At 44.3% G+C, this 21,266-nt stretch carries 15 protein-coding genes and 1 tRNA gene; 3 read left to right on the forward strand and 13 right to left on the reverse strand.

Translation table 11 applies throughout. The features are described 5' to 3' along the window. From AAJP47_RS00005 to AAJP47_RS00015, 3 genes are all read right to left on the reverse strand, one after another. Positions 1 to 1,337 (reverse strand): hypothetical protein (locus AAJP47_RS00005; protein WP_346715863.1); only part of this gene is annotated, 1,337 nt, incomplete at its 3' end. A gap of 40 nt (positions 1,338 to 1,377) precedes the next feature. Continuing rightward, entirely contained in the window at positions 1,378 to 1,989 is a 612-nt protein-coding gene (locus tag AAJP47_RS00010) for a hypothetical protein (protein WP_346715864.1), read from the reverse strand. Positions 1,990 to 3,108: 1,119 nt separating this feature from the next. Next, on the reverse strand, positions 3,109 to 3,972 hold the full coding sequence (locus AAJP47_RS00015) for a universal stress protein (RefSeq protein WP_346715865.1): 864 nt from the start codon (positions 3,970 to 3,972) through the stop codon (positions 3,109 to 3,111). A gap of 436 nt (positions 3,973 to 4,408) precedes the next feature. Between AAJP47_RS00015 and AAJP47_RS00020 the strand changes: the two genes are divergently transcribed. Continuing rightward, entirely contained in the window at positions 4,409 to 4,942 is a 534-nt protein-coding gene (locus AAJP47_RS00020; protein WP_346715866.1) for a DUF2058 domain-containing protein, read from the forward strand. Between the two features lie 102 nt (positions 4,943 to 5,044). On the opposite strand, the gene AAJP47_RS00025 is transcribed toward AAJP47_RS00020, so the two are convergent. The 4 genes from AAJP47_RS00025 to speB all read right to left on the reverse strand — a co-directional run bounded on the left by AAJP47_RS00025 (position 5,045) and on the right by speB (position 11,454). After that, complete coding sequence (locus tag AAJP47_RS00025) at positions 5,045 to 6,550, reverse strand: aldehyde dehydrogenase family protein (RefSeq protein ID WP_346715867.1); 1,506 nt, start codon at positions 6,548 to 6,550, stop codon at positions 5,045 to 5,047. 60 nt (positions 6,551 to 6,610) lie between these two features. Continuing rightward, positions 6,611 to 8,017, reverse strand: coding sequence for a YjiH family protein (locus AAJP47_RS00030; RefSeq protein WP_346715868.1), 1,407 nt, complete (start codon positions 8,015 to 8,017; stop codon positions 6,611 to 6,613). Between the two features lie 485 nt (positions 8,018 to 8,502). Continuing rightward, positions 8,503 to 10,221, reverse strand: coding sequence for a 5-guanidino-2-oxopentanoate decarboxylase (locus AAJP47_RS00035; RefSeq protein WP_346715869.1), 1,719 nt, complete (start codon positions 10,219 to 10,221; stop codon positions 8,503 to 8,505). 264 nt (positions 10,222 to 10,485) lie between these two features. Next, positions 10,486 to 11,454 (reverse strand): agmatinase, encoded by a 969-nt coding sequence (gene speB, locus AAJP47_RS00040; RefSeq protein ID WP_346716543.1) that lies wholly within the window; start codon positions 11,452 to 11,454, stop codon positions 10,486 to 10,488. Between the two features lie 184 nt (positions 11,455 to 11,638). Between speB and AAJP47_RS00045 the strand changes: the two genes are divergently transcribed. Beyond that, entirely contained in the window at positions 11,639 to 12,541 is a 903-nt protein-coding gene (locus AAJP47_RS00045) for a LysR family transcriptional regulator (RefSeq protein WP_346715870.1), read from the forward strand. Positions 12,542 to 12,559: 18 nt separating this feature from the next. Here the strand turns inward: AAJP47_RS00045 and AAJP47_RS00050 are convergent, their stop codons facing one another. The 3 genes from AAJP47_RS00050 to AAJP47_RS00060 all read right to left on the reverse strand — a co-directional run bounded on the left by AAJP47_RS00050 (position 12,560) and on the right by AAJP47_RS00060 (position 16,668). Then, positions 12,560 to 14,383, reverse strand: coding sequence for a potassium/proton antiporter (locus AAJP47_RS00050; protein ID WP_346715871.1), 1,824 nt, complete (start codon positions 14,381 to 14,383; stop codon positions 12,560 to 12,562). 84 nt (positions 14,384 to 14,467) lie between these two features. Then, a complete protein-coding gene (locus AAJP47_RS00055; protein ID WP_346715872.1) occupies positions 14,468 to 14,803 on the reverse strand; it encodes a GlpM family protein in 336 nt (111 codons plus the stop codon). A 194-nt stretch (positions 14,804 to 14,997) separates the two neighbouring features. Continuing rightward, the gene (locus AAJP47_RS00060; RefSeq protein WP_346715873.1) at positions 14,998 to 16,668 is read right to left on the reverse strand and encodes an alpha-keto acid decarboxylase family protein; all 1,671 of its coding nucleotides are present in this window, start codon (positions 16,666 to 16,668) and stop codon (positions 14,998 to 15,000) included. A gap of 260 nt (positions 16,669 to 16,928) precedes the next feature. Between AAJP47_RS00060 and AAJP47_RS00065 the strand changes: the two genes are divergently transcribed. Next, positions 16,929 to 17,003: transfer RNA gene (locus AAJP47_RS00065), tRNA-Gly, on the forward strand. A gap of 185 nt (positions 17,004 to 17,188) precedes the next feature. Here AAJP47_RS00065 and AAJP47_RS00070 read toward each other — a convergent pair. Genes AAJP47_RS00070 through AAJP47_RS00080 form a run of 3 tightly spaced genes read right to left on the reverse strand, consistent with a single transcriptional unit; the run spans position 17,189 to position 21,251 of the window. After that, positions 17,189 to 17,560 (reverse strand): endonuclease V, encoded by a 372-nt coding sequence (locus AAJP47_RS00070; protein ID WP_346715874.1) that lies wholly within the window; start codon positions 17,558 to 17,560, stop codon positions 17,189 to 17,191. Between the two features lie 4 nt (positions 17,561 to 17,564). After that, positions 17,565 to 19,898, reverse strand: a complete 2,334-nt coding sequence (locus AAJP47_RS00075; protein WP_346715875.1) for a DEAD/DEAH box helicase — start codon at positions 19,896 to 19,898, stop codon at positions 17,565 to 17,567. Positions 19,899 to 19,937: 39 nt separating this feature from the next. Beyond that, entirely contained in the window at positions 19,938 to 21,251 is a 1,314-nt protein-coding gene (locus tag AAJP47_RS00080) for an ATP-binding protein (RefSeq protein ID WP_346715876.1), read from the reverse strand. Positions 21,252 to 21,266: the final 15 nt, after the last annotated feature.

The raw sequence follows: 21,266 nt of genomic DNA on the forward strand, positions 1-21,266 counted from the left end.
GCATCGGCATCAGCATCGGCGTCTGCATCGGCATCAGCATCGGCGTCTGCATCGGCATCAGCATCGGCGTCTGCATCAGCATCGGCGTCAGCGTCGGCATCAGCGTCGGCATCAGCGTCGGCATCAGCATCGGCATCGGCGTCAGCGTCGGCATCAGCATCAGCATCAGCATCAGCATCAGCATCAGCGTCAGCATCAGCATCAGCGTCAGCATCAGCGTCGGCATCAGCATCAGCATCAGCATCAGCATCAGCATCGGCATCAGCATCGGCATCAGCATCAGCATCAGCATCAGCATCGGCATCAGCATCAGCATCAGCATCAGCATCAGCATCAGCATCAGCATCGGCATCAGCATCGGCATCAGCATCGGCATCAGCATCGGCATCGGCATCGGCATCGGCATCAGCATCGGCATCAGCATCGGCATCAGCATCGGCATCAGCATCGGCGTCAGCATCGGCGTCAGCATCGGCGTCAGCATCGGCGTCAGCATCGGCGTCAGCATCGGCATCAGCGTCAGCATCAGCGTCGGCATCAGCGTCGGCATCGGCATCGGCATCAGCATCGGCATCAGCATCGGCATCAGCGTCGGCATCAGCATCGGCGTCAGCATCGGCGTCAGCATCGGCGTCAGCATCGGCGTCAGCGTCAGCGTCTGCATCAGCATCAGCATCAGCGTCTGCATCAGCATCGGCGTCGGCATCAGCATCGGCGTCTGCATCAGCATCAGCGTCTGCATCAGCATCGGCATCGGCGTCAGCGTCGGCATCAGCGTCGGCATCAGCATCGGCGTCAGCATCGGCGTCAGCATCGGCGTCAGCATCGGCGTCGCTATCATCACTGTCGTTAGAAAGCGCAGCACCTGCCGCACCTACGCCTGCAAGACCCCCTAGTAATGGTAAGGCATTAAAAGCGCCCGCTTCTGTTGCCCCTACCCACCACGGTGTATTTTGTGCACTTCCACCCAATGCATGACTCTGTATGTCACCTGCCTGTAGCTCAGTGACGTAATCACTAACCTCACCTGTATTAGGAATGTAGTAATAGTGGCTACCATCTTCAGCAAGACCAACAAGGGCACTATCGATATTATTATAGAATCCTTCAATAATAAGGTCAGGATCTATACCGTTCTCTCCAAAAGAAACATGAAGGTCTTGACCCAATCGTTTTGTAATAACATTATCAGGAGCGTAGCCAGTTGATTGATCAAGGAACTCATAATTAACTTTGTCGGTGGCTTGGATTTTGATAGGGCTACCGCTTTGCGTCACTACTTGATGTTGAGCAACGGTTCCCGTTTCAGCATGGGCTTTGACAGTGATAGTATCCATAAAATCATCCTTGATTAATAAATGCAAAATTTAATAAATATCAATTTAAAATAGTGTTCTGATTTAACCGTACCTGCCCAGATAGTTTTTGTTTGACGGTATTACAATCTGATAATACGCGACTAATATGATGGGCTTGATGTAAGGTTTGATCTAACAATGGCAGGGCTTCGTCATCGGTTAATCGATGTATCATGGGGTGTCCAGAGTTGGATAAACTGACCTTTAGGTAGGTTGTTGTTTGCGGAAGCAATTGATAGTTTTCCCTATAAGAAATAACGCTACCGTCCTCTCCATTCATGATCGAGGCATTCACAATGTGCGAGCCATAACAAACAATCTGTTCTGAGTGTTGCTCATTTTTTAGACTAGAATGAAAAGTATTATCTAATCCCATACTTATATTGATATTCTTTGACTGAGCGCTGTTATCGGTATCATGAAAAAAAACAATCCTACTCTCATTATTTTTTAAATTATTATCAGCAGCATGTTGGCGAAACGGCTCACCACTTTTTTTCCACCTCACCTGCTCAACCTGATGGTTGGCATCAGATTGCGATAACGTAGGCTTGGTTGTCATAGACTGACAACCTACGAAACCCGCTGCACTACATATCACTACCGCCAAAAATACACTTTTGCTTTCCATAGCTTCTCATCCCAATAAAGATTCTAGTTCCATCTATTTATAGACCTATATTCTTTTGATTGAATATTATTATTTTTATGACTACATATCAGTTTTTCAGTAAAGCTCCCTCCCAATATACTTAAATTTATAACCAGCACCCTTCACAGTTTAAATGTAGCTTTCTCTAAAATTATATATCTGGAGTTAGCTATTATGCAATTACCTGATTTCAATCGTTTTTATAATAATTCTTATATATGAATATAATCAATGTAAGGTTCTATAACCTTTAACAAGAAAAAAGGCTTTATTTTATAAATATTCGATATACAAATTTATTACAATTTACTAACGGAGTATTCAGAAAGAATTAAACAATGTTTATTAATATTTACTTTTATTTAGAAAATCTTAAAATACAGACTTTGTCGTTACATTCAAAAGTAGGAATGTTAGTTAAATACTTGGTTATGAACATCGTAAAAATCAGGTAATTGCATCTTAAGATAGAGGTTGGGGCTTAACTTTCAAGAGGTGTTCAATTCCATTTTCTATAGTCATAAGCCCGTAAAACCTTATTTTTATGTCGAATTACTCTATGTAAGAATGCTATTAGGTTTGTCATATGATTTTGATAAAAGCAATAGTGTTATTTTCGCTAGATTTTTGAGGCTTAAGATTATAAATACGAAGACACACCTACACAGATTAAAAGCACTGTGTCACTCAATAGTTAGTCGGCAATGGAGATAGATGGTGAGAGAAATGACAGTCGCGTTGGCTGAGTAATGACAGCACCAAAAGACTTAAGTATTAATGAGATTGGAGAAGATTTTCGTAGGAATTGATACAAAGTTGCATACACTTAAGAATGCTCAAAGCAGTGATAAGATTTTGTCTTTTTCTAGACGTTAAAAATGACCCTACACTGTCTATTCGAAAAAAGACAATGATAGGATCATTTTAGAGACAGTCGTTTTAGGAATGATATTTTTAGACGCAGTCATTTTAGACGCAGTCATTTTAAAACAGTCATTTTAAAACAGTCATTTTAAAACAGTCATTTTAAAACAGTCATTTGCTTTTTTAAGCAGCGACATCACGACCACGATAGTATTGTGGCATTTACAAAAGGTTTTAACGTACCAAAATCACTGGTGACAACGTGCTGGCGATAATCTCTGTTGTGGTACTCCCCAAAAACAACTGCTGCAACTTAGAGTGACCATAAGCGCCCAATACCATCATATCAATGTCGTTATCCATCTGGAATTGTAGCAATCCATTCACCGCATCAGACGCTGTTAAATGATGCGCATCTACGATGAAGCCAGCCGCTTCTAATTGCGCTGCTGCTGCACTCAAGCTCTGTTTCGCCGCCTCATTATGATTGCCTATCATAACGATATGACCTTTCATACCATTTAATAAAGGGCTTCTTGCCACCCTACTGACCGCCTTGATAGCGGTTTTGCTCCCATCGAAGGCGATCATATAGGAACGTGGCTCTCTGAATGCTTCTGAACAAATTAAGATAGGAACGTCTGAGGCGCGGGCCACTGTTTCTATTTGACTGCCAATATTGATGCGACTGTTTTTATGATCCTCACCGCGCCGTCCCATGACAATGGCTCGGTTTTCTGTTTTAAAATGCTCAATGGCGGGCAACAACTTACCATGACGTTGATACAGACGAACATCGACATGAGCAAATCTCTCTTCGATATGGCTTTTGGCGTCTTGTACCAAGGCGTTGCTATAACTGTTTTCTATCTTGGCTCGTCGCTCGTCAAGCTCGGTCAATTCTTCTAACAAAAACTGGCGACTGTTGATGCCTATCGCGCCTGACAAATCCCGTCTGCTAGAGACAGGCACGTCACTCACATGCATCAATCCAACGGGTAAGTTCAGCTTACTGGCATACCAAGCAGCATAGTCACAAACTGATTCCGTCACTGCTGAGCCGTCAATACAGGCCAAAATGTGCTGTGATGTTGTCATAATTTATCCTTAAATTTGTCTGATTAACCCCATGTCGTATTGATGCTTGACCAAGCGATATGTTTATCTCGAAGCGCTTGCTAACTAATCCAAAGCACTTTTCAATCAACTCAAAACATCTTATAACCACGCTAGCGAACAAATGTACTTATTGACTTGATAATACCCAATTTAAGCGGCTTCATCCAGTCATGTATTTGTGATTATGTGAGCTTCTTAGACTTGCTGTTCGGCGGCGTGACAGAGGTTTGGTCATATTCACTTCATTAGAACCGTACCCTGTTTAATATAGAGCGACCCTAGCGTCAGTTTGATTTATCAATGCGGTCTTATCTTCTGCCAACCCCATGTCACCGTAAAGTTTGCTACAATGGGCGTTTTCACATTTATCATTCGATCGTTAAGAGTAAAGCATCGTTATTTAGGGAATGACATTATGGCAAAAAATGCCCTACAGGCTCAGTTATTAAAGGCAGGATTGGTCGATAATAAAAAAGCCAAGAAAATCAGTAAGCAAGCTGACCATGCCAAGCGTACTGGCGACTCAGAAAGCTTAGAGACAAAAAAAGCACTGGTAGAAGCGCAAGCAAAAAAACTTGAAAAAGACCAAAAGCTCAATCAAGAAAAGCAGCGTGTTTTAGAAGAAAAAATGCTCAGAGCCAATATCGTGCAAATGATTAAGCAGCATCAGATTGCAGATACCGATGGTGAGGTTAGCTATCAGTTTGTCGATAATGCCAAAGTCAAAAAAATCTCAATCACGCAAAAGTTGTACGATCAAATCGTGGTCGGTCATGTCGTGATTGCGCGATTAGAAGAAGGCTATGCCCTGCTTCCTCGTCCGCTGGCAGATCGTATCGATACAAAGATGGAAGGCTTTATCGTCGTGTCTAACGATACCTCAGAAGACACTTTAGAAGAAGATGATCCTTATGCCGCTTATGTGATTCCAGATGATTTGATGTGGTAAATTTTTATTGTCAGAGCAACAAAAACCCTTTATTGACGATTCAATAAAGGGTTTTTTATATCCATTCTCACTGTGCCTTTTTTATATTGGATTGACTATATTTTAATGAGTTAATAATACATGTTTGCTTTTTTGATAAGCAGACAAACCATCAGCGCCCAGCTCGCGACCAATACCACTTTGCTTAAACCCGCCCCACCCTGCTTCAGGCAATACGATTTGTTGCTCATTGATCCAAATATGACCCGCTTGCAACTGTAGCGCCATGGTAAGCGCTGTCGTTTCATCCGCACTGACAATAGTCGCGGCCAAAGCAAACTTGCTGTCGTTGGCTAAATGAATTGCCTCCGAGTCATCTTTGAATATTTGACTCACCAATACAGGGCCAAAGACCTCTTCTGTCCATAATTGACTGCTCACCGGCACATTCTTATAAATAGTGGGCGTGACAAAATACCCTGCTCTATCTAATATTTTGCCGCCGGTTATGCAATCAAGGTTTTCGCTAGTAGCGATACCGAAGTATCTTTTGACTTGCTGAAACTGCTGCTCACTGACCAATGGCCCCATTTGTGTGGCTGTATCAAAACCATCACCGATGCACAAGCTTTCTGCTTTTGTCTTTAACGTTTCAAACAACGACTCAGCAATGTCTTGATGGACGAGCAATCTGGACGTCGCTGAGCATATTTGACCGGCATTGGTGAATATCCCGCCGATGATTAAATCACAGGCATTATCGATATCCGCATCAGCGCGTACGACAATGGCCGACTTACCGCCCAGCTCTAGACTGATGTCTTTGACACCTGTTGCCGCTTGGCTCATCACCTTTTCGCCAATCACGTTGCTACCGGTAAAAGAAATCTTATCCACCAAAGGATGACTGGTCATAGCCGCGCCCACTTCTGCTGCACCCGGCAAAATGTTGACCACGCCTTTTGGCAATTCAATAGCAGACAAGATATTGCCCAGCATCAGCTCTGGCAATAGCGTCACCTCAGATGGTTTTAGGATCACCGTACAACCAGCGGCCAGCGCGGGTGCTAGTTTCCAAGAGGTGGTGACCATGGGGAAATTCCAAGGCACGATCAAGGCGCAAACACCCACAGCGGCATATGTCTTTAACAAACGTATGCCCGTCTCACTGGTGGTCACCTCAGACCAAGTGTCTTGGTTGGTAATAATGTCAGCATAATAGCGATAACACGCAATGGCGTCACTGACGTCTATTTTTGCCTCTTCAATTGGCTTACCATTGTTTAATACGGACAACCCAACCAACGTATCAAACCGCTGCGCCATCGTGTCGGCAATGGCATTTAGATAATGCGCCCGCTCATGTGTGCTCGTTTGTGACCAACTGGCATAGGCGGTAGACGCTGCGTTCACTGCCATCGCCACATGCTCGTTGGTACACAAGCGTGTCGTTGCAATCACTTCTGCCGAGCTGGGATCATACAGCGCATGGTCTTTGTCGTTATCAGAACCAGTAGACGGCGCTTCTATCGTCAGCCAATTGCCGTCTATATAAGCGGCATTTAAGACGATTTCGTTTTGAGCGGTTTGTATGGCGCGTTCTCTTGTTAACTCGTTAGTATCGGTCATGTCCATAAGATCCTCTGCCTTATTTTATGTAACGGTATTTTTTATTTAACCAACCCTTTGCTAATACAGTAGATGCGCAACCGAGGTAATCACTACCAAACTAATGAGCGTACGAAGTATAAAAATCACAAACAGCTCTAATATATTGAGCTTGATATTTGACTTCAAAATCAGCGTACCCACTTCAGACATATAGATAATCTGGGTAATAGAAGCCGCCCCGACGATAAATCTGGTCATCTCACTCTCAATCCCTTTACCCACCAGTGCTGGTAAATACATATCAGCAAAACCCATAATCATCGCAGGTGCCGCTTCTGCCGCCTCTGGAATTTGTAACCATTCAAGTACTGGTACAAGCGGCGTTGCGAGCCAATTAAAGACAGGCGTGTACTCAGCGAGCCCAAGGCCAATCGTACCAATAGCGAAAACCACTGGAATGAGTCCAAAGTAAATATCGAATAAATTTTTGGCACTGCGTTTGAACACCTGACCCAGTCCCGGCATAGACTGCGCGCGAGTCACCGCCCGATTGAGCGCCCATTGATAGGTCGTGTATTGAGCGGGTATCTCTTCATCGAGCATACTTTCGCCCGAATGATAGGTATCAGGCTTTAGCGATAGCGGCGGTATGCGCGGCATGATAATGGCGGCGATAAAACCCGTCAGTGCGATGGTGAGGTAAAAATAGACGAAGTTATTGTCGACCCCGATGGTTTTTGCCACCACATAAGTAAAGGCAATCGATGTGACTGAAAATGTCGTGGCAATAATGGCCGCTTCGCGCTGGCTATAATAGCTCTTATCATACTGCTGCATCGTGACCAGCAGACCGATGGACGCCGCACCAAACCAAGACGACATCGCATCAACTGCCGAGCGCCCGGGTAATTTAAACAGTTTAATAAAGAGCTTGCTGGCAAGCGTCCCCAAAAACTCCATCAAACCAAAATCAGTCAAAAACGGCAATAATAAGATGGCAAAGAAGAACAAAGGAATCAAAATCGGAATCAAGTCTTCAAAAATAACACCGCCCGTATTACGACTGATAATAAACTCAGGGCCTATTTGTAACGCGATCATCCAAACAAACATCATTCCCAAAAAACGGGCGATGAGCCAAAACCAGTTAACATCAAAGAGGTTTTTTACCAATGTGTCTTCACGCAGCGTGGGCTTTAATACCTTCACTGCCAGCGACCCCACAAAAGAGGTGGTTACAATGGCCATAACCACATAGGCGACATAACTGCCGAGCAATGCTTGCAAGGTATCTGTCAGCACACCTAATAAAATCGTGACTTTTCCGTCCCACTGAAACGGTATGATAAATAGCGCAATGCCAAACGCTGAAAATAATAAAAATTTCCACATTGAGGCACGCCACTGTTCTGTGTTGGGTGTTTCTGAATCGACGATATCATTGTCTAAAATCGGCTGTTGCGACTTATCTACATGGTTTGTCATTCAATTCCTCCTTGATGGGCAACGATCACCAATGTTTCTGTCTGACCACTACCTAAATTTAACAAATGGATGGGTTCTGGTTCTTATCACGGTTTTTTAACGGTTATTTAGGTTCTTCCTTATATGGCTATTGATGGAAGAGTCGTCTTGTTATAAAAAGAGTCGTCTTGTTATAAAAATAGTCAGCTCAAAATAAGCTCAACACGGTAGGTGTTTACGTGCGGCTGATATAAATCTTCCTAGTGTTGCTTTGGTAAAATTCAGCCATTTTTGGTTCATTGAGATGACTATCAGTTGAATTGAGAACATGCCTTCATACAGATCCTATGAAAATGTATTCCCATAGCACCGTTTCGGTTTTAAGATAAATCTACTATATGACTCAATTTTTATTCAATATCACTAACTAAAAAACAGTTAATCAAAACAGGAAATTAGGTAAAACGAGTAGTTAATCGAAACAAGTAATCAGTTAAAATAGGCAATTAGGTAAAACAAGTGAAGTCTTTAGCCATCTCTACCAAAAACGCATCGGCTTCATCAACCTCATAAATAACAGGCTGATTGCCGCTGATGTCTTGTTTTAGTGCGTCTAGTAATTGCTGCTTTGCGCTGATTCTGCGATATCCTGCACCGAAGCCTGCCGCTAACGACTCAAACTTAGGCGTCTTAATATTGACGCCGATTAATGGCAACCCGCCCTCTTCCATATACCGACGTATTTCGCCGTAGCCTTGGTTATTCCACAACAAGACAATCAAGGGTAGCTCAAGCTCGGCGGCGCAGATGAGCTCTGCAATGGTAAACTGAATACCACCATCGCCGATGAGACTAACGACGGGTGCGTTCGATCCGACCATGGCCCCAATGGCAGCAGGCAAACCATAGCCTAACGTGCCAAACCCTGTCGATGAATTGAACCATCTGCGAGTCGCCAATGCTTCAAAACCAAGGTTGCCACTATAAACAGGTTGGGTTGAATCACCGACGAAAATGACGTCTTTTACCTCATCTCGAATCAGTTGTAGTAGCGCATTTTGGCCAGCAAAATCTGTTGTCACATCTTCTAAAAGGGCTTGTTTTGCCTCGTTCACTCGTGACAACGCTTGATGGTCGAATGTCTGCCCGTTTAATATCTGACCTTCTAAACGACTACACAGACCACTGATCGCCATTTGGGCATCGGACAATACCGCGATATCCGCTCTAAACGGACGCTGCAACTGCGCGGCATCACAATCAATACGAACCAGCGTGCCATTGATTTGGAACTCACCGTTGAAGAACACATCGTAGTCAGTCTCGCCAAGCTCAGTTCCAATGGCGAGTACCCAATCAGCCTCAGCAATCACTGCTCGACCTGCCGCTAATGATTGATTACTCCCCAAACTTAGGGGATGAGCTGGCGGCAATAAGCCTTTGGCATTGATGGTCAAAAACGTGGGTGCATCGATAATCTCTGCCAGTTTTTGTGCATGGTGATCGACATCGACACAGCCGCCACCATAGAGTAGAACAGGTTTTTTTGCGGTCTTTAATGATTGAATAATGAGATCTAACTGCGCAGGATTTGGCAGCGGTCTCATGACTGACGGTAAGGATAAATGGTCTGCTGGCGTGTTTAAGCGTGGCGGTCTTTCGACATGGCTGGCATCAGCGGTGATGACATCGATAGGCAGCTGGATATGTACAGGGCCGGGACGCGCGCCATTGAACAATGCAAAAGCTTCGGCGATGACTTTGGGTAATGATTCAGGCTGCCAGATGGTTTTGCTGGTAAGCGCCACCTTGCTGACCATACCTTGTTGATCGTGCAGCTCATGCAGATGCCCTTCACCACTACCTGTGTCTTTTACTTTGTTGATACTAGAGATGACCAGCATCGGTATCGAATCCGCCAATGCTTGCGCCATTGCCGTCATGATATTGGTCATGCCGGGCCCTGTAATAATAAAGCAAACACCGACTTTGCCAGAGGCGCGGTAATAGCCATCGGCCATAAACCCAGCCCCTTGCTCATGACGCGGCGTTATGTGGCGAATATCGGTATTGGGTAGACCACGATACAGCTCGACCGTATGCACACCCGGAATACCAAACACCGTCTCCACACCGTAATATTCTAACCATTGCACCAGTAGCTCACCGCAGGTCAGAGACTGGGTTTCGGGTGATATAGAAAGCGTTTTTGTAGATTGCATCATGAGTCAGTCATCCTAAAAAGTCTAATACGTTTAGATCACTCGTTTAGCGATATCACCAAACGACCCTTTATCCATTTATAAGAGGGCATTTATTACCTCTATAGGCCGTTCAAAATAAAATCAATACATTCATATCAATACATTCATAGTTACAGGCGACCGCTATAAATGTTCCTTGCTTGCTGCTCAGACACAGGCTGCGAAAAATGTATTCCAGTCGCTCTAACTCGCTTTTAAAGTGAACACCTCTACCATGAATTATGATTAATAAACGGCTTTGACTTTTTCGTCATAGCGCACGCCCGGTAAGATACATAACATCTCAAACAGTAGATTTGCAGCGAGTACCGAGGTGTTGCCAAACGGGTCGTACGGTGGTGATACTTCGACCAAATCACCACCCACTACCTCAAGACCGCGCATACCACGAATAATCTCAATGCCTTGAGTAGACGTCAGGCCACCAATCTCGGCAGTTCCCGTACCCGGGGCAAACGCGGGGTCAATACCATCGATGTCAAAGCTTAAATAAACAGGACCGTCCCCTAGCTTTTCGCGTACTTCTGCCATCAATGGCGCAAGCGACTTGTACCAGCACTCCTCAGCAGGCACCACGCGAAAGCCTTGTTGGGTTGACCAGTCAAACTCTTCAGCGCTATAACCCGTACCACGCAAGCCAATCTGTACCACGCGGTTACCATCGATTAGGTTTTCCTCAACAGCGCGGCGGAACGGGGTACCATGAGCGATTTTTTCACCAAACATGTCATCATTAATATCAGCATGGGCATCGATATGTACCATTCCGACCGGGCCATGTTTTTTGGCAAGCGCCCGTAAGATAGGAAGTGCGATGGTATGATCGCCGCCTAGTGTCAGTGGAACAGCGCCATGCTTGACGATTTTTTCAGAATAGAATTTTTCGATGATATCGACGCTTTTTAGCAAGTTGAACGTATTGATGGGCACATCGCCAATGTCAGCGACTTGCAAGGATTCAAAAGGTGCGGCGCGAGTGGCTACGTTATAAGGACGAATCATGCGTGATTCATCGCGAATCTGTCTGGGACCCAGTCTGGCACCGCTACGATTTGAGGCACCAATATCTAAAGGAACACCAACAAAGGCCACATCTAGTCCTTCGGCATCCGCTTGAGTGGGCAGGCGCATCATAGACGCAAATCCGCCAAATCTAGGCATATCGTTGCCACTTAATGGTTGATTAAAAGCCATCATTTATTTCCTTATTTTATTTAGTTTATTTACACAATTTGCTACATACCATTGACAATACATAAATATAAGAACAGGAACCATGGGAAATTTTAGAAGTAAACTTCTGGTTTTTCGTAGTAAAATGGCTTTATGTGTTATTACTAGAAGTGTATAAAAGACAATATTTATTAAGGAGTCGGTCTTGATATTGGATGAGTTGATAAAAATAGATATCAAAACCCTACGTAGCTTTATGGCTATTGTGGAGTGTCAAGGCGTTACTGCCGCTCAATCACGCTTGAATGTCACCACCTCGGTGATCAGTGGACATTTAACGCATTTAGAAGACCGTTTGGGCATGACGCTTTGTCACCGCGGGCGAGCAGGCTTTAAGCTGACAGAAGATGGGGCGGCGGTTTATGAGGCTTGCTTGGGTTTTACCGAATCGGTCGCCAACTTTCAACATCAATTGCATTATATTAAGCAATTAGACTCGGTTCATGGCGGCCACATTAGGCTGTGCCTGATTGATCAGATGCCCAAGTTTTTTTATGATACGCTCAGACAACGTCTTGCCAATAGTTACCGCTATAACCCGCTGATACACTTCTCTATTGATGTGCAAAGTCCTGAGAGTATGCTAGAGAAGCTTTTGAGTAATGAAAGTGACATAGGTGTGGGTTACTTTGGCAGCTTTCCCCCACTACTGACTTTCCAGCCCGCATTTGTTGAAAAGCAAGTGGTTTGCTGCGGACGTGAGCACAGGCTTTTTTATGATTCAGAAGGGTTAACACTTGAGGATTTAGAACAAAACTACCCATGGATCAAACGAGGCTATGTGATCGAGCATCATATCAATCATATTCGACCCAAAACCTTGAGTGCCACCACCTATCATATGGAGGCGACAGCGCAGCTTATCCTTGCAGGCCATCATGTTGGCTACTTGCCGCGTGATCTGGCGAGACGTTACGAAGGCATGGGGTTGATGAAAATACTGCTGCTCGATGAGGCCAGTTACGACGTTGAGCACCACTGGGCATATCGAGAAAACCAGCCCAAACATGCGGCTGATTTTTTGAATAAGATGATGAACCTGCTATAGGGTGTGCCTATGTTGGCGTTATATCATTGGCATTATATCCACGGACGGTTGTTGGTGCTTTAACCCAATGGTTCTCAGCTTGCCTTTGTCGTCCACGTCTTTGATGACCAATGACCATTCATCACTGACCACCACGGTATCGCCCGAGACTGGCGCTGTGCCCAAACGTGCTTGCACATACTCCGCGACCGTTTGCTCCCACATGCTTTTTGCGCGGGTTTTGTCATCAGGTATCACACTGTTGACTTCAGCCTTCAAATTGTCTATCAAGGTTTCGGACTCCATGATACTGGTAAAAAATGGCAAGTCCCCAAGCTTGACACTAGGCGACAACAACCAATCACCATAGAAATCATCGATGGCTTTGCGATTAAGCGTCGTATCATTGAAAATATTGGCGATTTTGCTGGCGTGATTGCCGCGCATGGCATACCAAACGCTATCGCCAAATTTCAGCTTAGTATTGGCTTCCATCACCACAATTTCCTGTTTACGTACCAGTGCAAAAACGCTGATTTCATCCGAACTGATACGCCGAGAAATTTCCATCGGGTGACGACCAATTGCGAACGCGCCCGATTGAACCTCAAACTCATATAAGGTGATACTCGCCTTGTCTGATACCCAAACTTCAAGTTCTTCCTTTGGGTCTTTATTGGTCGGAATACGTACCTTAAACAAATCGGCCATAAAGGGAATGGTCATACCTTGCAAAATCAATGACACCACCACGACTCCAAACGCAATATCAAACAGCATAAAGGCATTATCTATCCCTGCCATGACTGGCAAAATAGCAAGGGTAATCGGCACCGCACCGCGTAGACCGACCCAAGAGATAAAACCAATTTCTCTGTCTTTAAATTTAAAAGGTTTGACGCTCGTATAGACGGCAATCGGACGCGCTACCAAAATCATAAAGGCGGCAATCGCCACTGAATAATGCCACACATTGATGACGTTCGATGGCGTCACCAATAGCCCTAGCACCACAAACAGCACGGCTTGTGACAACCAAGCAAAACTGTCCATCACGCGCATGACATGCTCGGTTGAGCGTACTTTATGATTGCCAATCAGCACACCTGTGAGATAGACGGCCAAAAAGCCACTACCGCCAAGTAGATTGGTCGCTGCAAACACGGCTAGGCCGGCAGACAAGATCAAAATCGCATACATGCCCTCTGCCAAGTGCAGTTTGGGTAACAACCTTGCCAGCAGATAACCAAACAGTAGACCCATTCCCAAGCCCACACCCAACTGCTGTAACAACAAAATCAAGAAGCCGAGGGTTGTCTGACCGGCTGGATCGACATTTAACGCGATTAAACCTGTGACTAATAAAATGGCCAAAGGATCGTTGGCACCCGACTCTAACTCAAGCGTGGCTTGAACCCGGTCGTTCAGTTTGACGCCGCCATTGCGCAATAAAGAAAACACAGCCGCCGCATCGGTCGACCCCACAATGGCGGCCATCAATAGACCAAAGCGCCAATCAACATCGAGCAACCAAGTCACAAAAATACCCAGCACCATCACCGTGACCAGCACGCCCCAAGTCGCTAAGGTAATCGCAGGCTTTAGACCCACTCGAAACGACTTAAAAGAGGTGCGCAGACCACCGTCTAACAAAATACAGGCTAAAGCAGCTTGTCCCACAAAATTGGCCAGTCCATATTGAGAAAACTCAATACCCAAAATGCCCTGCTCGCCTGCCAACATGCCTACCATTAAAAACAACAGCAGAAGCGGTACGCCCAAACGCGCGGATAACGTGCTTGCCATAATACTGGCAAAAATCAACAACGCCCCAACGAGATATAGGATATTTAAGGTATCCATCTTTTTTAAGCCCTATTTTTATAAATGATAATAATTGAGTTATTGAGCAATGATACTTTCGCGATCTTTTAGCCCTGAGTACCTTTAGCCCTGAAGGTATTGCCACGTTAATACCAAAATAGCGGCGGCTATGACCCAAGCGACCACGCCTAGCATTAATGCCTTATAAAGACTGATGTAGTTAATACTAACAAAGACCACCAGCGTATAAACAAGGTGCGGTATAACGCCCAATATACTAAATATCAGGGCGACTTTTAAATCAGCCGCACTACGCTCCGTACCGACAATAAAGTGACTGATTAGCGCAAAAGTGGGAAAAAGCGGGGCAAGCGCGGCCAAATAAAAAAATCGAGTTTGTGCAAATAATTGAATCACCAATACCATCAAAGCCCCAATAAGCATTTTTAGCCAAATCATAGTGGACTGTCTCCTATTAAATCCTCAAGGCTGAAGGTAGCCCAACTTGCCATGATACTAAAGTATGCAAACTGGTATAAGGAAAATCTCAATTTAGTTGACTTTACCTATAAAAATACAAAAACCCCCGCTCAGTTGGTTCACTGCACGGGGGTTTTTGATGATTAAAACACGCTACAAAGTACTAACGCTTATTAATCGCTTTTTGGTTTTAGTGCGGCACTGATATCAGCTAGGAGTGGCGGAATATCATGTTTGTCTGCAATGACTTCTATCATCACAAGCTTGTCTGTGGTTTCTGCCGCTTTATCAAGCGCTGATTTCAACTCGCCAGCGGATTGGGCTTTTAGCATCAAACTGTTGTCTTCTGTCGCGCCAAAAGCTTGCGGCATGATCTGCCAGTTGCATTTGGGAATGTCATTATAATACTGGTTTTCACCATGAATCGCACGCTCAACGGTGTAGCCATCATTGTTCACAAGCACGATGACTGGATTGATGCCTTCTTGAATCATGACTGCAATTTCTTGCACAGTCAGTAAGGCAGAACCGTCGCCAATCAACAACACACTACGCTTGTGCGGCGATGCGATGGCAGCGCCCAAGCTGGCAGGCAACGTGTAACCAATCGAACCCCACATCGGCTGACCATAAGAAGTCACCCCTTCTGGCAGACGCACATCACTGATACCAAAATAAGCTGTGCCTTGATCAGAAAATACCAAGTTATTGTGATCTAAGCGATCAGCAATAATGTGCCACAGATCGTCCTGACGAATGGGTTCGTCGTCTTTGCCATTTTGCTCATGCGGCTTCATTTCTTTGCAGAAAGTCTTAGGCACAATCTCAATACCTGAGGTCATCACTTCATGCAAGGCTTGTAAGGCGTCTTTTAGGGCAATGGGTGCAAAGTTCTTACCACTGATCGAAGCACGCTCATAGTGCAAATCTACAACCACATCCTCGTTGATGTCTTGACTGAATCCGGCGGTGGTGGTATCGGTATATTGCACACCAATTTTTATCAAGCACTCGCAGTTTTCTACCGCGTCTTTGACCACGGGACGTGATGCCACGCCTGCATAAGTACCTGCCCAACGTTCGCTGTTCTCATCAAGCAGTGTTTTGCCCCACGACAGCGTGGTATAAGGAATATTGGTATCTGCAATCAGCGCCTTTAGCTGATCTTGTAGACCCAAACGGTGTACCATCAAATCCGCCATGAGCGTCGTGGTTTTGTTAGGTAAGAACTCGGTGAGCGCTTGCTTAAAGTCTGCCAATGCCGCTTGGCTGGTGATGTCTTCTTGGCTGTCATCGAGCTTGGTCGTTGGCGGGTAAATCGGTTGACGCGCTACATCCGGTGACAACAACAAATAGCCTGGACGGTGTTTTTTTAACACCAAGCGAATCACACGGTCAATCTCTGAGGCGGCATTTTCAGGCGTGATGTGCGCACGCGCAACGGTCACTGGCTCTACCATTTTTATAAAGTGGTTGAATATGCCGTCACCCAGCGTATGGTGAATACGGCTTTTTGAGTCTTGCAACGCTGTATTTGGTGCGCCCACGACATGAAGTACAGGCGCATACTCCGCAAAAGAACCTGCGGTCGCGTTGATTGCAGACAGCTCGCCTACCCCAAAAGTGGTCACCATCGCTGCAAACCCACGCTCGCGTGCGTAGCCATCAGCGGCGTAACCGGCGTTCAACTCGTTGGTATTGCCGACCCAGCGCAGTTTGTCTGACGCGAGAATATTGTCTAAAAACGTTAAATTAAAATCCCCCGGGACACCGAATATCTCAGTCGCACCCGCTTCAGCGATACGATCAAATAAATAATCAGCGATAGTATATTGTTGACTCATGTTTCATCCTTATGACTTATCATTATAAATATTGGTAACTGTCTATATAATTGAGCTAAATTATAAGACGCATTCCAGCTTTTTTGTATAATCACAAGCTTTTGGAATACATAATATAATTACCTGTTATAACATAAATTGGGGGCGCGATGACATGCCTGTTTTGCTAAGTTTATTTTTTTCTTCAAAGGTGTTGACACATAAAAAAAAATGCGTATAATACGCCTTCATCATCTGATGATAGTTAATCAAATGATTTAGCGGGAATAGCTCAGTGGTAGAGCATAACCTTGCCAAGGTTGGGGTCGAGAGTTCGAATCTCTTTTCCCGCTCCAAATATGGCTCGTAAGAGTACTAAAAGCCTCGCTCCTTAAATAGGAAGTGAGGCTTTTTTTTGTCTGGTTTTTGAGAGTCATGAAAGTTTAGCGTCGACTATTTATTTCAGCTGTTCGACTTATATGCCTTACTCTATTTTTGACATCGTTTAGCTCGTTTTTTGATGACGCCCGAGTTTATCTACCTAAGTGACCATTTTAGGCATTCGATGGTCGCCTTCCATTTCACTGACAATTTCTCTAGCCTTTGTGAGGTCCATACCAACACTGGTGACATACAAAGGGTGCTTACTTACCCCTCGCCAAACAGCATAGTCTTCTGTAATGTCATAAAAATGATTTTTAGCGATACCGATGATTGGTTTTTTATTAACTAGGTGGTCATACAGATACTTACCCAATTCTGCTTTCTCGACACCATGCAAAAATACATAACCGTCTATGATAATGGCATCAAACGGTTCGTTAATTTGATTCATCAACGCCAGTAAGCAAGGCATTTCTCGTTTATAGAGCTGTCCTGATTCATAAGGTACAACGTTATTCACGTCTATCATATGTTCACTGTTTATTTTTAAAATACTCCAACCACTCTTTCAATCCAACAATATCAAACATTTGGGCACCGTAACCAATATTGAGCAAATCATCAGGTAAGTATTCATCGAATTTCTCGATCATCTTATTAGGTACAGTTTCTGCAAGCTCAGTGGCGGTGGGCAAAGTCTGATTGGAAAGCCTTTTTAAAAATCGAGAAACCTGAGTCGAATCTACTTTATGAATACGGATGACACCTGCATAATCTTCAACGACAAAGTCATCTCGTATAAGCAGCATTTTTAAAGTGTTCACTATCTTATCGCCACACCACATAAATATGTAGCTATGACCATCTTTATCTATAACCGGTCGATTGCTTAAATCGTACCTATTAAAAGTATCCATACTTTCTAAAAATAAGTGTCTGGCCGTCTTATCAGCGAAATCTAGATATTGCTCGCCAACTGCAATACGATAATCACCGTTGTTCAATATCTCATACATCTCTTGGCGTACTCGGTTATGTATAGACATGCTACTGTCACCAAAAGCTGGAGGCTTACCACCACCTTTGACAGAGATAACATCCACTACTTTTTTATCTATATCAACATCTTTAACTTGCCAGCGTCTACCGCCAAAAATGATGTACTGCTCAGGTAGTAACATAGTCTCAATTGGTAGCGTTCCAAGCGTCCTATTACCCGTCACAATACGATATTCTTCTGGGGTCTTGAACACTGCATAAAAAGTGTAATGACCAACAATACGCTCACCGATAATACCTAGCACCAACTGATTATTACCGAGTTGGGTAAGCAGGTGTACCTCTCCCATCTGGCTAAGCAGCGACTTAAAGTGAATTGGTTGTATTTTTTGAAAAGGTCCTTGTTTGCATAACAGGATATAAAGCTGGTCAGCACGAATACCGCCCCATTGACCGATAGTCGCTAGTACTTGATGCAATAGCGTTGAAAAGTAATATAACGAAGTGTCCGCCGGTTCGAACCACCTATCGACAATCAACAGTCTTATCATCGCGAGTGACTGTATTAACTCAAGACGTAGATCATCAATGAGACTGGACTCTTTACTGATTTCTTTTTCGGTAATGAGCATTCTAAGTACGGCTGAACCACCACGCCTACCCGAGCGCCCAAGACGTTGCCGAAGACTGGCTACAGAATGCGGCGCTGTCACTTGTACCACCGTATCCACCTTACCAATATCAATCCCTAGCTCTAAGGTCATGGTACATATGGCAGTGGTTGGCAGCGCTTCTTTCTGTAGTCGTGTTTCTAAGGTTTCTATAAGCTCTTTTGAGAGTGAGCCATGATGAGGGAAAAACTCATTAGGTACAATGTTACGCTCACATAGCTCACTCAGCTCTGTAGCAATCATTTCTGTACGATTACGGCTATTAGCAAATACCAGATGGCTACCGCCACGACATAAACGGTATAAGTCAGCACAGACTTGTACTTCGGCAGTATAAGGATGCTGAATACCCATGTTTTCAGAGTCAGTATTTTTAGAGAGAGAATATTTAGAGCCAAAACTTTCAAAATTAACGTGTTCATTATTTGATCTAAGCGCTAACTGACTGGGCTCTATATAACCTTTTATTTGCACCTTAATGCTAGCTGTCGCTTCGTCCTCTTCAATAATGACACAAGGTAGTGACTGATTAGGTCTTAGTGACTGCGGTACGCTTTTAAGTTCTCCCAACGTTGCACTCAACGCCACTCTTGGGATAGGTGAATTTAAACGTTCAGTGACATGCTCAAGCCGAGTCAAAAGTGATAGTAAATGCTGACCACGCTCACTACCCAAGAACGCATGAAACTCATCAATCACAATATACTTTAGATTACTAAAAGCTTGTTTGACCCACCCTGCATCCCGAACCAATAAAGATTCAAGCGACTCAGGGGTAATCAAAATAATTCCGGATGGCGACTTCTTTTGTTTATTCTTTTTACTCTGTGGACTATCGCCATGCCATGGCGTCACTTGCATATCGAGCAGGTCTGCTAAACTCTCAAGCCTTCGATATTGATCATTAATGAGCGCTTTTAGTGGGCTTATATATAGAATGCCTACTCCGTTACCCTGCCCCTCTTTCTCATATCTATCTACATTTTGGCCATCGTATGACTTAACAAGGGCGCTACACGCTGGCAAAAAGAACGCTTCTGTTTTACCAGCAGCAGTTGCCGCACTAATAAGCACATCGGTTTTCCCAGACAAAATTGGCGCGATAGCCTTAGCCTGCACTTCGCGCAATCCACTCCAACCTTGGTTAAATATCCAACGCTGTATACGGAAGTCGAGCTGAAGATGAACGTCTCTCAAAGATAATTTCTCATATTTTTTGTTAATATTATTAGTGACCTATAACCTAAAATCAGTAAGCTCGTCTTCTTCGTCCATACCATTCATGTCAATGTCCACATCGGATGGCATTTCAGGGTCAATAGTTACTGATTCAGTCAGTTGATCCCATGAAATGTCTGGGTTTTGGTCAATGACAGCTAACATATCCAAAAACGCTTTAATAGTATTACGAGGCGTTCTAAAGTAAGCATCACCTATCGTTTGACTACAATGCTGTAAAAAAGCTTGTAAAGATTCATCAGGTACCAGATATTCAGCTTCATCACCACCTGCATAAACATGACGCAGGTTTTTAAGTAAGATATATAACTCTTCTGGTGTGAGGCTCGCCAAATGCAATGCAGGTGAGGAATAGTCAATGACACCTGCCCGCTTGGCAAAGCTATTATCTGCTAATCGCGTTTGCAAGGCGTCATAGCTATACAACCCTTTGCGCGGATCGAGTAAAAACTCTGGTGTACCGCCCAATAAAAACCCTAGATGCTCAGCGGTACCTTGTAAGCAGTCATTTAGAATACGGAGAATCTGCTCATAATTGGCTTGGCGTGCTTGTGTACTATTAAGCTTATACAAGTTGACCATCTCATCAAGATTGACTAACAATCCTTGATAGCCTGCCTGCCGTACGAATAAACTCATTATTTTAAGCGCATCATAAAAAGAGGCATCAGATATGATAGTACGCACGCCTAAATCACGTCTAGCATCGGTCTTTGTTGAGTACTCTGCACGTAACCATCGAATTGCATTAATCTTTAGCTCATCATTACCTTCTTCGTGACCTTGCCAGTAAGCTTCAATGACCTTGGCAAAATCATAGCCGCCAACCAATTCTGTTAATTCAGCCAGTTTGTGCTGGATAACTTCACTAATAGTCTCATCAGTACTATCTGCTTGTTTGCGTGCTTCTGTAATGAAGCGCTCTACTACACTGGCCAAACCATTACCATCTGGTTTATTACGAGTAGACAAATTACGCATAAGCTCAGAATATAAGTTTCTTGCTTGTCCTGACGATGCTTGGATACGCCTGTCAGGCGATAAATCAGCATTAACAGTGACCAGCTTGCGCTCGAGCGCAATCGCCCTTACCACACTTAAAAAGAAAGTCTTGCCTGAACCATACTCACCAATAATAAGACGAAAAGCCGAACCACCATCAGCGACGCGCTCGATATCACTTATGAGCGCTTTGAGCTCATTCATACGCCCCACTTGAATATGCTGAATACCTACCTTGGGCGTGACTCCCGCCTTCAATGACTGAATAATAGCATCGCGCTCTTTTGCTCTAATTTTTTTACCACTCATCATTCATCCTTACTG

Origin of the sequence: Psychrobacter halotolerans, assembly GCF_039680845.1 — a bacterium.
Lineage (GTDB): Bacteria > Pseudomonadota > Gammaproteobacteria > Pseudomonadales > Moraxellaceae > Psychrobacter.